This window comes from Nonomuraea candida, assembly GCF_000725485.1.
Taxonomy (GTDB): domain Bacteria; phylum Actinomycetota; class Actinomycetes; order Streptosporangiales; family Streptosporangiaceae; genus Nonomuraea; species Nonomuraea candida.
In genome coordinates this window covers 228,272-240,892 of sequence record NZ_JOAG01000015.1, presented here as the reverse complement: position 1 = coordinate 240,892, position 12,621 = coordinate 228,272, and the positions used below count along the sequence as shown (strand labels likewise).

The window sequence follows — 12,621 nt, the reverse complement described above, 5'->3', positions numbered from 1 at the left end:
TGCGAGAGGGTGCGCAATGGACGTGACGACGACCACCGGGGTGGCCACCGTGGGCGGGATCCGCCTGCACTACACGCGGGCCGGCGCCGGTCCGGCCGTGGTGCTGCTGCACGGCTGGCCGCAGACCTCCCTGTGCTGGCGGCCGGTGCTCGGCGCCCTGGCCGAGACCCACACCGTGATCGCCCCCGACCTGCGCGGCTACGGCCTCAGCGACAAGCCCGCGACCGGCTACGACAAGCGGCGGATGGCGGCCGACGTGGCCGAGCTGGTGAGCGCCCTCGGCTTCGAACGGGCCGCCGTCGTGGGCCACGACCGCGGCGCGCGGGTCGCCCACCGCTGGGCGCTCGACCGTCCCGGCCAGGTCGAACGGCTCGTTGTGCTCGACGTGATCCCCACCCGCGAGATGTTCCGCCGGCTGGACGCGTCGCTCGCCCCCGGCTACTGGCACTGGCTGTTCCACCTGCAGCCGGACCTGCCCGAGCGGCTGGTGGGGCACGACGTGCGCGGTTACCTGGAGTACTTCTTCGAGCGGTGGACGTACAACCGGCACGGGCTGCCGCCCGAGGCGGTGGACGCGTACGTGCGGGCCTTCTCGCGGCCGGGCGCGCTGCGGGCCGGGTTCGACGACTACCGCGCGCAGGAGCAGGACCTCGCGCTCGACGAGGAGGACGCCGCGGCGGGGCGGCGGCTGACGATGCCGGTGCTGGCCCTGTGGGGATCGGCCGGGCTGCCCGCGCGGCTGCCGACGCTGGAGATCTGGCGCGCGTACGCCGACGACGTGCGGGGGGCCGAGATCCCCGAGTGCGGCCACTTCATCCCCGAGGAGCGGCCGGACGCCCTGCTGGCCCACCTGCGCGACTTCCTCGGCACGCCGGCGCGCCGGTCCGCACCGTGACGCCCCTCGATCGCAATATTTCGGATGCCATCTGAAATTTTCACGAGCGTCTGCCCGCGATGAACCCCTGGTGACGGTGGCAGGGTGGCCGGAGGCTTTGCTGGGGTCTTCACAAGCTGGCGGGAGGCGTTGACAACTCCGCGGAACGCGGCCGATACTTTCGCCACCGTACCGATAGTTTCGTTGTCCTCACCATCGCTGATCCGAGCCACCCGCCGCGACATCCGCCCCGGGTGCCGCTTGCCCCCCGGACGTCACGAGGAGGAAACACGCACATGAACGGCGCCCTCATTCACCGGACAGGCCGCGGACGCGGCCGTCCCGGGCCGCTGCTCGGCCGGGCCTGCGCCGTGGTCGCGGCGCTGCTCCTGGCCATCGCGCTGCCCGGCATCGCGCACGCCGCCATCACCACCAACCAGACCGGTACCAACAACGGCTACTTCTACTCCTTCTGGACCGACAGTCAGGGGACGGTCTCGATGGAGCTGGGGTCCGGCGGCAACTACAGCACCTCCTGGCGCAACACCGGCAACTTCGTCGCCGGCAAGGGCTGGAGCACCGGCGGACGCCGGACCGTGAGCTACTCCGGCAGCTTCAACCCGTCCGGGAACGCGTATCTGACGCTCTACGGGTGGACGAGGAACCCGCTGGTGGAGTACTACATCGTCGACAACTGGGGCACCTACCGGCCCACCGGCACCTACAAGGGCACGGTGACCAGCGACGGCGGCACGTACGACATCTACCAGACCACGCGCTACAACGCGCCGTCCATCGAGGGCACGCGGACGTTCAACCAGTACTGGAGCGTCAGGCAGTCCAAGAAGACGGGCGGCACCATCACCTCGGGCAACCACTTCGACGCGTGGGCCCGCGCGGGCATGAGCCTGGGCAGCCACGACTACATGATCATGGCCACCGAGGGATACCAGAGCAGCGGCAACTCCAACATCACGATCGGCTCCTCGGGCGGCGACCCCGGCAACCCCGGCAACCCGGGCAACCCCGGCGGCTGCACCGCGACGCTCTCGGCGGGCCAGCAGTGGAGCGACCGCTACAACCTCAACGTCGCGGTCAGCGGGTCGAGCAACTGGACCGTCACCATGAACGTGCCCTCGCCCGCGAAGGTCCTGGCCACCTGGAACGTCAGCGCCAGCTACCCCAACGCCCAGACGCTGAGCGCCAGGTCCAACGGCAGCGGCAACAACTGGGGCGTGACGATCCAGCACAACGGCAACCACACCTGGCCGACGGTCTCCTGCAGCGCGGGCTGACCCTTCGGCCGCCCATCGGAACCCGCACCCCGGCACCGAGGGGTGGCCACTGACCCCGGCACCATCGGAAACTCCGCACCCCCGGCGCGACGGCTCCCCGGCCGCCGCGCCGGGGGTGCGGTGGTCAGCGGCGGTGGGTGGCGTCGCTGCGGTAGTCGGTGTACGTGTACGGGTTGTCGAGGATCTTCGTCTCCGGCACGTCCGGGTCCATGCCCTTCGCCCACGCCTCCTCGCCCATCTCGCTCCGGAGATGCTCCACCGTCCGCTCCGCCGAGGCCCGCGCCGCGTCCAGGTCGATGCCGGCCAGCCGGTGCCCGTGCTTGACCACCCGCCCGTCGACCAGCACGGTGTGCACGTCGCCGCGTTGCGCCTGGAAGGCGACGTGCCCGAACGGGTTCAGCAGCGGGAACGACACCGGCGAGGCGTCGTTCTTGATGAGCACGAGGTCGGCCTTCTTCCCGGGCGCGACCACGCCCAGGTCGTCGCGGCCGATGGCGGCGGCCCCGCCCCGGGTGGCCCAGTCCACGACCTGGTCGGCGCGGAGCGCGCAGTGCGTGACCGTCTCGCCCCTGGCGTGCGCCTCCAGGTGCTCGCGCGAGCGGTCGGCGCCGAGCGTGGCGCGCATGGCCGAGAACAGGTCGCCGCTCCACCAGACGCTGGTGTCCATCGACAGCGAGACCGGGATGCCGTGCGCGCGCAGCGCCCACGTGGGCGGGTAGCCCTGGCCGGCGCTCTGCTCGCTCTCCGTCGAGACCGAGACCGAGCCGCCGGTGGCCGCGATGCGGTGGTAGGAGTCGGCCGACAGGGAGGCGGCGTGCACGTAGACGGTGCCGGGGGTCATGAAGCCGTGCTCGTGCATGAGCCGCAGGCCGTCGTCGCCGGTGGCGCCCCACACGCCGGCGTGCGTGGTGACGCTCACGCCGAGGTCGCGGGCGACCTCGAAGGCGGGCCGCTCGGGGAAGGAGGGATCGCCCAGCACGTCGAAGGCGATCTGGAAGCCGAGCAGGTCGTCGCCGGTGACGCGGCGGCGCACGAAGTCGCGGAACTCGGGCGCGGCCGTCCACTCGGCGGGCGGCCGGTGGAGGTTGCCGTACGCGAGCACGTACCGGCCGGGCACCCCCTGCAGCGCGTCGGCGGCGGCGTCGGCGTGGTCGGGGGTGCGCAGGCCGTGCGACCAGTCGACGACGGTGGTGACGCCGGCGTCGAGGGCCTCGATGGCGGCCAGCGTGTTGCCCGCGTGCACGTCCTCGGGCCGGAACAGCTTGCCGTGTTCCAGGTAGAACCAGACGAAGTACTGGGTCAGCGTCCAGTCCGCGCCGTAGCCGCGCAGCGCGGTCTGCCACATGTGGCGGTGGGTGTCGATCATGCCGGGCATGACGATGCCGCCGGAGGCGTCGATCTCGGCGGTGCCCTCGGGGACGTCCAGCGCGGGGCCGACGGCCGCGATCCGGTCGCCGGTGACGAGGACGTCGGCGCCGGGCAGCACCCGGCGGCCCTCCATCGGCAGGACGGTGCCGCCGCGCAGCACGATGGGGCGCCCCGCCCCGAAGCCGGTCCGCTCGCTCATCGCAGCAACTCCTCACGGCCGGGGGCGGCAGCGCGCCGTCATTCGCGAACGGTTGTCCGCTGCGCGGTCATCGGGTTCGCCGTAACTCTACGATCGCCGGGACCGCTGTCAAGGGGGCCCTGGCGCGCCTCGCGGCTCTGGTTCAGAGTGGGGAGGTGTGCCAGAATCGCGAGTTGCGGACAGTCGTCCGTTCAGCGAACGGAAGGGGAGCTGGATGACGGGCGGGTCCGAGCGGGGCGGGCCGCTGGCGGGGGTGCTGGTGGCGGACTTCTCCCGGGTGCTGGCCGGGCCGTACGCCACGATGCTGCTGGCCGACCTGGGCGCCGACGTCGTCAAGGTCGAGGGCCCCAAGGGTGACGACACCCGGGGCTGGACGCCGCCCGCGCGCGGCGAGGTGTCGACGTACTACCTCGGGGTCAACCGCGGCAAGCGCTCCATCGCCCTGGACCTGCGCGACCCCGGCGACGCGGCGGCGGCCAGGGAGCTGGCCCGGCGCGCCGACGTGCTGGTCGAGAACTTCCGCCCCGGCGGCCTGGCCAGGTACGGGCTGGGCTACGACGCCGTCCGGGCCGCCAACCCCGGCATCGTGTACGCCTCCATCAGCGGCTTCGGCTCCGGCGCCGGCGCGCACGTGCCCGGCTACGACCTGATGGTGCAGGCCATGTCCGGGCTGATGAGCCTGACCGGGGAGCCGGACGGCCCGCCCTACCGGGCCGGGATCTCGGTGTTCGACGTGATGGCGGGCAACCACGCCGTCATCGGCGTGCTGGCCGCGCTGCGGCACCGGGAGGCCACCGGACGCGGGCAGCACGTCGAGGTGAACCTGCTGTCCTCGGCCCTGACGGGGCTGGTCAACCACAGCTCGGCGTACGTGGCGGGCGGCGTGGTGCCGTACCGGATGGGCAACGCGCACCCGAGCGTGTTCCCGTACGAGCCGCTGCCCACCGCCGACGACGACCTCATCGTCACCGCCGCGAACGACGGGCAGTTCCGCAAGCTGTGCGAGGTGCTGGGCATCCCCGAGGTCGCCGACGACCCGCGCTTCGCCCGCAACGCCGGGCGTACCGCGCACCGTGACGAGCTGCGGCCGATCCTCGTCGAGCGGCTGGCCGCCCGCGGCGCGGCCGAGTGGTTCGAGCTGCTGGTGGCGGCCGGGGTGCCGAGCGGGCCGATCAACACCATCGACGGCGGCTTCGCCATGGCGGAGCGCTTCGGGCTCGAACCGATCGTGGAGGTCGGGGAGGGGGAGCGGGCGGTGCCGACCACCCGGCACCCGATCCGCTTCTCCGAGACGCCGGCCGGCTACGCGCTCCCGCCGCCCGAGCTCGACGAGCACGGCGCGGAGCTGCGCAAGTGGCTGACCGAACCGCACTCAGGACCCTCCGCCGGCCCCGACTTGGGCCCCGGTGCGGGGGAGGGGGAGTGAGCGACTACCCCACGGCGCTCGGGGCGTCGACGGCGGAGACGATCACCCTGCTCGGGCACGACCTGGCCGCGGACGTGATGGGCGAGGTGGGCTTCGGCGAGCTGGCGTTCTGGCTGGCCGCGCGGCGCCGCCCGGCGCCGGGCGAGGTGCGGGTGTTCGAGGCGGTGCTGGCCGCGCTGGCCGATCACGGGTTCACGCCGACCGCGATCGTGACGCGGCTGACGTACCTGTCGGCGCCGGACTCCGTACAGGGGGCGCTGGCGGCCGGGCTGCTCGGCGGCGGCTCGCGCTTCCTCGGCGTCACCGAGGACTGCGGCCGGTTCCTGCACGAGGCGCTCGCGGGCCGCGACCCGCTCCCGTCCGGCGAGGCCGGCTGGGACGAGCTGGCCCTGACCGCCGTGCGCGAGCGGCGCGAGCGGGGCGCGCTCGTCCCCGGCCTGGGCCACCACGTGCACAAGGACGGCGACCCGCGCACCCCCCGGCTGTTCGAGATCGCCCGGCAGGAGGGGCTGCTCGGGCCGCACCTGTCGCTGTTCGCCGCGATCGGGCGCGTGCACCCCCGGGTGCTGGGCCGGACCCTGCCGCTCAACGGCGCCGGCGTCTGCGGGGCCGCGCTGGCCGACCTCGGCCTGCCCCTGGAGCTGCTGCGCGCCTTCGCGCTGCTGGCCAGGACCGCCGGGCTCATCGGGCAGCTCGCCGAGGAGCTGCGCCGCCCGGTGGCGAACGAGATCTTCCTGTCCGTGGACCGGGCCACCCGGCCGATCGCGCCCGAGCCGTACCCCGATGGAGGTTCGCATGGCTGAGCTCGTCGCGGTCATCGCATCCACCCACCATCCCTTCTACTACCGCGCCTCCACCTCGACCGGCGCGGAGCGGCCGCCGTTCGCCGACGAGTGGGTGCGCAAGGTCGAGGCGTTCCGCGAGACCCTCACCAGGGCCAGGCCCGACGTGCTGGTGATGGTCGGCTCCGACCACTTCCACCAGCTCTGGCTGGACAACATGCCGCAGTTCCTGGTCGGCAAGGCGCCCTGCTACGACGCCAACTTCCACAACGAGGAGCGCGAGTTCGGCCTGCCCCGCATGCTCGTGCGCGGCGAGGAGGACCTGTCGGCCCACCTCCTGCGCGGCGGCCTGGACCTCGGCTTCGACCTGGCCTTCTCCAACGAGCTGCGGATCGACCACTCGATCACGTGCCCGATCATCACCCTGCGCCCGCAGAACGACCTGCCGATCGTGCCCGTCTACACCAACATCTTCGCCCCGCCGCTGCCGCGGCCCGGGCGCTTCGTGCAGCTCGGCCGGGCCATCCGCGAGCTGGTGGAGTCGTGGCCCGACGACCGGCGGGTGGCCGTCATCGGCACCGGGCACCTGTCGCTCGAGCTCGGCGGCCCGCGCCAGTTCGGCCCGCACGGCCCCGACCCCGAGTTCGACCGCAAGGCCGTCGGGTGGATCTCCTCGGGGGACCTGGAGGGGTGCCTGGCCGAGGTCACCCTGGACAGCCTGTGGAACCCGGGCAACGCCACCCATGGCTTCATGGACTTCATGCTCATGATGGGCGTGGCGGGGGAGGGCAGGAAGGCCGACTACGTCGACACCTACGACCTGTTCCACACCATGGAGGCGTACTTCACCTGGTACCCGAACGGAGGCGGCCGCCCGTGAGCAAGTATCTGCTCGACAAGTTCCTGTTCACCGTCGATCGCGACCCCGAGCTGGTCGAACGCTACCGCTCCGAGCCGCGCGCCACGGTGGAGTGGTGGGAGGCCGAGTACGCCGGCCGCATCCTGGGCTGCCACGCCGGCGAGGCGTCCACCTGGCAGCGCTTCGACGACGTCGAGCGCGAGGCGCTGGCCGCGCACGACTATCCGAAGCTGTTCGAGCTGGGGGCGCACCCGTTCCTCACGCTGACGTTGTTCATCGCGATGTTCGAGCGCGACCACGCCGAGCCGCTGGGCTTCCAGCGCGAGTACGCCCGCAGGCTGGCGCACCACACCCTGCCGTACCCGGACATCGCCACCTGAAGGGCCCGTCGCCCGTCGCCCGGCGCTCAGGCGGTCGAGGCGGCGGTGACGTGGGGGACGCGCTCGTAGACGGCCCAGTCGGCGCTGATCGCGCCGGCCGTCTTCAGCAGCAGCGGCAGGTGCTCCTCGGCCAGGCGCTCCACCGAGGTCTCCGCCGCGTGCGCGTTGACGTTGAGCGCGGCGATCACGTTGCCCAGCCCGTCGCGCAGCGGCGCGGCCACGCTGCGGATGCCCAGGGCCAGCTCCTCGTCGGTCAGCGCCCACCCCTTCGCGCGGACCTCGCGCAGCGCCGCCTCCCGCTCGGCCGGGCCGGGCCGCCAGCGCGGCTCCACCCCCGAGCGGCTGGGCTCGGCCAGCACCCGCTCCACCTCTCCCGGCGGCAGCGCGGCGAGCAGCACCTTGCCCAGGGAGGTCTGCAGGGCGGGGAAGCGCGTGCCGATCTGCACCGACAGCGTGACGATCTTCGGCACGGCCACGCGGGCGACGTAGACGATGTCGGAGCCGTCGAGCTGGGCGATGGAGGACGACTCGCGGGTCCGCTCCACCAGCCGCTCCATGTGCGGCCTGGCCACCTCCCACAACCCCATGGAGCGCACGTAGGACACGCCGAGTTCGAGCACGCGCGGGGTGAGCGCGTAGCCGCCCGGCTCGCTCCTGGCGTAGCCCAGCTCCTGGAGGGTGAGCAGGATGCGCCGGGCGGTGGGCCGGGCCAGCCCGGCGGCGGTGGCCACCTCGGTCAGCGACATGACCGCCCGGCCCGGCCGGAACACCCGGATGACGTCGAGGCCGCGTGCCAGCGCCTCGATGAAGTCGGGGCCGGTGTCAGCACGTGCCATGAAACGCCTCCCTGCTCGGATCCCGCCGATCCGACTCTAGACCGTCCCGGCCGGATGTCCGCACAGCGTACGCCTGTCCGCCGCCACCCTCACCAGCCGACAAAGGGATCAAGCCCCGAATAATCGGTTGAACGAGTGAGTACTCGCTCATTACTCTCCTTCCATGACGAGAAGGCGAAGGGTGCCGGCCATGGCACCGGAAGACCGCCGAGCCGCGCTCATCGCCGCCACGCTCCCGCTCCTGCGCGCGCACGGCACCGCCGTGAGCACCCGCCAGATCGCCGAGGCCGCGGGCGTGGCCGAGGGCACGATCTTCGGCGTCTTCCCCGACAAGGCGTCACTGCTGCGCGCGGCGCTGATGACCGCCTTCGACCCGGAGCCGGCCCTGGAGGTGCTGGCGAGCGTCGACCCGGCGGCCGGCCTGCGCGAGCGGCTGCGCGAGGCGGTCGCCAGGCTGCGGGCGGGGATGAGGGCCAACGCCAACCTGGTCGTCGCGCCCCGGGAGCTGATGGACGGCGACGCCGAGTTCCGCGACCGGATGATGTCCTACCGGCAGGCGATCCTGTCCGGGCTGGCCGCGCTGATGGAGCCCGACCGCGCCCGGCTGCGCCGCTCCCCGGAGGCCGCGGCGCACCTGCTGCTCATGCTGGTGGCGGTCAGCGTGCAGCGGAGCCTGGGCCTGGGCGACGAGTTCGGCGACATGGAGGACGACGAGATCGTCTCCGTGCTGCTCGACGGGCTCCTCGTGCGCGCCCCCCACACCACCTCTACAGAAAGCCGCTGTTGATGCTGCTCCGTCTCCTGCGGGTCCAGCTCCGGCCGTACGGGAAAGAGATCACGCTCGTCGTGCTCTTCCAGTTCGTGCAGACGCTGGCCACGCTCTATCTCCCCACGCTCAACGCCGACATCATCGACGACGGCGTCGTCAAGGGCGACACCGCCCACATCATGCGGCTCGGCCTGGTGATGCTCGGCGTGACGCTCGTGCAGATCGTCTGCTCGGTCGTCGCCGTCTACTACGGCGCGCGCACCTCCATGGCCCTGGGCCGGGACCTGCGGGCGGCCATCTTCCACCGGGTGCAGGACTTCTCCGTCCAGGAGGTCAACAGGTTCGGCCCGCCGTCCCTGATCACCCGGACCACCAACGACGTGCAGCAGATCCAGCTCCTCGTGCTGATGACGTTCACGATGATGGTGACCGCGCCGATCATGTGCGTCGGCGGCATCGTGCTGGCGCTGCGCCAGGACACGGCGCTGTCGTCGCTGCTGCTCGTCGTGCTGCCGGTGATGATCGCCATCCTGGGCGTGATCGTGACGCTCATGCGCCCGCTCTTCCGCGCCATGCAGGAGCGCATCGACCGGATCAACCAGGTGCTGCGCGAGCAGATCACCGGCATCCGCGTCATCAGGGCCTTCGTCCGCGACAGGCACGAGCGCGAGCGCTTCGCCGTGGCCAACGCGGAGCTGACCGACGTGTCGCTGAAGGTCGGCAGGCTGATGGCGCTGATGTTCCCCTCGGTCATGCTGGTCGTCAACGTCTCCAGCGTCGCCGTGGTCTGGTTCGGCGGCCACCGCATCGCAGACGGCGCCATGGAGGTGGGCGCGCTGACCGCGGTGATCTCCTACCTCATGCAGATCCTGATGTCGATCATGATGTCGCTGTTCCTGTTCATGATGGTCCCCAGGGCCGAGGTGTGCGCCGAGCGCATCAAGGAGGTGCTCGACACCGAGCCGAGCGTCCACCCGCCGGCCGACCCCGTCGTGCCCGAGCGGCGCATCGGCGAGCTGGAGCTGAGGTCGGTCGACTTCCGCTACCCCGGCGCCGAGGAGCCGGTGCTGTCCGGGGTGAGCTTCACCGCGCGGCCCGGCCGCACCACGGCGATCATCGGCAGCACCGGCAGCGGCAAGACGACGCTGCTCAACCTCATCCCGCGGCTGTTCGACGCGAGCGCCGGCGAGGTGCTGGTGGACGGCGTCAACGTCCGCGAGCTCGACCCGGCCGTGCTCGCCCGCGTGGTCGGCCTGGTCCCGCAGGCGCCCTACCTCTTCTCCGGCACCGTCGCCTCCAACCTCAGGTACGGCAGGCCCGACGCCAGCGACGACGAGCTGTGGCAGGCCCTGGAGACGGCCCAGGCGCGCGAGTTCGTCGAGGCGATGCCCGGCGGCCTCGACGAGCCGATCGCCCAGGGCGGCACCAACGTCTCCGGCGGCCAGCGCCAGCGCCTGGCCATCGCCAGGACCCTGGTGCACCGGCCCGAGATCTACCTCTTCGACGACTCCTTCTCCGCCCTCGACTACGCCACCGACGCCCGGCTGCGCGCCGCGCTGGCCGAACGGATCACCGACGCCACGATCGTCATCGTGGCCCAGCGCGTGAGCACGATCCGCGACGCCGACCAGATCATCGTGCTCGACGAGGGCCGGGTGGTAGGCAGCGGCGACCACGCCGGGCTCATGGACACCTGCCCGACGTACCGGGAGATCGTGCTGTCCCAGCTCACCGAACAGGAGGCGGCGGCATGACGGCCGCACAGGCGCCCGCGCGGCGCCCGCAACCCGGCTTCGGCCCCGGCCGGATGATGGCGGGGCCCGCGGAGAAGGCCCTCGACTTCGGCTCCTCGCTGCGCCGCCTGCTGCGGCTGCTGCGCCCCGAACGCGGGATGCTGATCGTCATCCTGGCCCTCGGCGCGCTCAGCGTCGCGCTCACCGTGATGGGCCCCAAGATCCTCGGCATCGCCACCGACCTGATCTTCTCCGGCATCATCGGGGCCCAGCTCCCCGCCGGGGCCACCAAGGAGCAGGCCGTGGCCGGGCTGCGTGCCCGCGGCCAGGACACCTTCGCCGACATGGTCGCCGCGATGAGCGTGGTGCCCGGGCAGGGCATCGACTTCGCCGCGCTGGCCGTGGTGCTCGCCTGGGTGCTGGCCCTCTACCTGGTGGCGGCGGTGCTCGGGATCGCGCAGTTCCGGATGACGACGACCGTGGTGCAGCGGGCGGCCTACCGGCTGCGCGAGCAGATCGAGGCCAAGCTGTCCCGGCTGCCGCTGAGCTACTTCGACGGCCAGCCGCGCGGCGAGATCCTCAGCCGCGCCACCAACGACACCGACAACATCGCCCAGACGCTGCAGCAGACGATGAGCCAGCTCATCTCCTCGGCCCTGACGGTCGTGGGCGTGCTGGCCATGATGTTCTGGATCTCGCCGATCCTCGCGCTCATCGCGCTGGTGACGGTGCCGGTGTCGGTCTACGTCACCGCCGTCGTCGGCAAGCGGTCGCAGCCGCAGTTCATCAAGCAGTGGTCCTCCACGGGCAAGCTCAACGGCCACATCGAGGAGATGTACGGCGGTCACACGCTGGTCAAGGCGTTCGGCAGGCAGAAGGAGGCCGGCGACACCTTCACCGAGCACAACGAGGCGCTGTTCACCTCCAGCTTCCGCGCCCAGTTCATCTCCGGCCTCATCCAGCCGGCCATGATGTTCATCGGCAACCTCAACTACGTGCTGGTCGCCGTGGTGGGCGGGCTCAAGGTGGCCTCGGGCTCGATCTCGCTGGGCGACGTGCAGGCGTTCATCCAGTACTCCCGCCAGTTCAGCCAGCCGCTGACCCAGGTGGCCGGCATGGCCAACCTGGTGCAGTCGGGCGTCGCCTCGGCCGAGCGGGTCTTCGAGCTGCTCGACGCGCCCGAGCAGTCCCCCGAGCCCGCGAAGCCCGCCCGCCCCGAGCGGGTCAGGGGCCGGGTGACGTTCGAGAACGTCTCCTTCCGGTACGCCGAGGACCGCCCGCTGATCGAGAACCTGTCGCTGACCGTCGAGCCCGGCCAGACCGTGGCCATCGTCGGCCCCACGGGAGCGGGCAAGACGACGCTGGTCAACCTCATCATGCGCTTCTACGAGGTGACCGGCGGCCGCATCACCCTCGATGGGGTCGACATCGCCGAGATGTCCAGGGAGGAGCTGCGCGCCAACCTCGGCATGGTGCTCCAGGACACCTGGCTGTTCGGCGGCACGATCGCGGAGAACATCGGCTACGGCGCCGAGGGCGCCACCCGCGAGCGCGTCGAGGCCGCCGCCCGCGCCGCCCACGTGGACCGCATCGCCCACACGCTGCCCGACGGCTACGACACCGTCCTCGACGAGGAGGGTGAGGGCACCACGGTCAGCGCGGGGGAGAAGCAGCTCATCACGATCGCGCGGGCGTTCCTGTCCGAGCCGGCGATCCTCATCCTCGACGAGGCCACCAGCTCGGTCGACACCCGCACCGAGGTGCTCATCCAGCGGGCGATGAGCAGCCTGCGCGAGGGCCGCACCAGCTTCGTGATCGCCCACCGGCTGTCCACGATCCGCGACGCCGGGCTGATCCTGGTGATGGAGGAGGGGCGGATCGTCGAGCAGGGCACGCACGAGTCGCTGCTGGCGGCCGGCGGCGCCTACGCCCGGCTGTACTCCGCCCAGTTCGCCGAGGCCGCCGTCGAGGTCGACTGACCCCCGGACGCCCGGCCCGCCGCCGGCGGACGCCCGGCCCGCCGCCGGCGGGCGGGCGGCGGGCGGCACCGGAGGCCGGCCCGGAAACCCGCCGCCGGCGCCGTCCCGGCTCCCGGCGGCG

At 72.2% G+C, this 12,621-nt stretch carries 11 protein-coding genes; 9 read left to right on the top strand and 2 right to left on the bottom strand.

Annotation, left to right across the window (positions count from 1 at the left end):
* Positions 1 to 22 precede the first annotated feature (22 nt).
* Both IO39_RS16040 and xynA read left to right on the top strand, forming a co-directional pair.
* The gene (locus tag IO39_RS16040; protein ID WP_245641993.1) at positions 23 to 895 is read left to right on the top strand and encodes an alpha/beta fold hydrolase; all 873 of its coding nucleotides are present in this window, start codon (positions 23 to 25) and stop codon (positions 893 to 895) included.
* A 275-nt stretch (positions 896 to 1,170) separates the two neighbouring features.
* A complete protein-coding gene (xynA, locus tag IO39_RS16035) occupies positions 1,171 to 2,169 on the top strand; it encodes an endo-1,4-beta-xylanase XynA (RefSeq protein ID WP_043622760.1) in 999 nt (332 codons plus the stop codon).
* A 124-nt stretch (positions 2,170 to 2,293) separates the two neighbouring features.
* On the opposite strand, the gene IO39_RS16030 is transcribed toward xynA, so the two are convergent.
* On the bottom strand, positions 2,294 to 3,736 hold the full coding sequence (locus IO39_RS16030) for an amidohydrolase family protein (protein ID WP_043622757.1): 1,443 nt from the start codon (positions 3,734 to 3,736) through the stop codon (positions 2,294 to 2,296).
* Positions 3,737 to 3,950: 214 nt separating this feature from the next.
* Between IO39_RS16030 and IO39_RS16025 the strand changes: the two genes are divergently transcribed.
* The 4 genes from IO39_RS16025 to IO39_RS16010 are packed head-to-tail and all read left to right on the top strand — an operon-like array spanning position 3,951 to position 7,183.
* Complete coding sequence (locus IO39_RS16025; RefSeq protein WP_052422957.1) at positions 3,951 to 5,162, top strand: CaiB/BaiF CoA transferase family protein; 1,212 nt, start codon at positions 3,951 to 3,953, stop codon at positions 5,160 to 5,162.
* Positions 5,159 to 5,965 (top strand): citryl-CoA lyase, encoded by an 807-nt coding sequence (locus IO39_RS16020; RefSeq protein WP_043622754.1) that lies wholly within the window; start codon positions 5,159 to 5,161, stop codon positions 5,963 to 5,965. The genes IO39_RS16025 and IO39_RS16020 overlap by 4 nt, the downstream gene beginning before the upstream one ends.
* The gene (locus IO39_RS16015) at positions 5,958 to 6,824 is read left to right on the top strand and encodes a DODA-type extradiol aromatic ring-opening family dioxygenase (protein ID WP_043622751.1); all 867 of its coding nucleotides are present in this window, start codon (positions 5,958 to 5,960) and stop codon (positions 6,822 to 6,824) included. The genes IO39_RS16020 and IO39_RS16015 overlap by 8 nt, the downstream gene beginning before the upstream one ends.
* A complete protein-coding gene (locus IO39_RS16010) occupies positions 6,821 to 7,183 on the top strand; it encodes a hypothetical protein (RefSeq protein WP_043622747.1) in 363 nt (120 codons plus the stop codon). Before IO39_RS16015 ends, IO39_RS16010 begins: the two co-directional genes overlap by 4 nt.
* A gap of 26 nt (positions 7,184 to 7,209) precedes the next feature.
* Here the strand turns inward: IO39_RS16010 and IO39_RS16005 are convergent, their stop codons facing one another.
* The gene (locus IO39_RS16005) at positions 7,210 to 8,019 is read right to left on the bottom strand and encodes an IclR family transcriptional regulator domain-containing protein (RefSeq protein WP_043622745.1); all 810 of its coding nucleotides are present in this window, start codon (positions 8,017 to 8,019) and stop codon (positions 7,210 to 7,212) included.
* 190 nt (positions 8,020 to 8,209) lie between these two features.
* Here IO39_RS16005 and IO39_RS16000 point away from each other — a divergent pair, with 190 nt between their 5' ends.
* The 3 genes from IO39_RS16000 to IO39_RS15990 are packed head-to-tail and all read left to right on the top strand — an operon-like array spanning position 8,210 to position 12,500.
* A complete protein-coding gene (locus IO39_RS16000; protein WP_211267035.1) occupies positions 8,210 to 8,806 on the top strand; it encodes a TetR/AcrR family transcriptional regulator in 597 nt (198 codons plus the stop codon).
* Complete coding sequence (locus tag IO39_RS15995; RefSeq protein ID WP_043622739.1) at positions 8,806 to 10,542, top strand: ABC transporter ATP-binding protein; 1,737 nt, start codon at positions 8,806 to 8,808, stop codon at positions 10,540 to 10,542. Before IO39_RS16000 ends, IO39_RS15995 begins: the two co-directional genes overlap by 1 nt.
* On the top strand, positions 10,539 to 12,500 hold the full coding sequence (locus tag IO39_RS15990; protein ID WP_084772934.1) for an ABC transporter ATP-binding protein: 1,962 nt from the start codon (positions 10,539 to 10,541) through the stop codon (positions 12,498 to 12,500). Before IO39_RS15995 ends, IO39_RS15990 begins: the two co-directional genes overlap by 4 nt.
* The last annotated feature ends 121 nt before the right edge of the window (positions 12,501 to 12,621 follow it).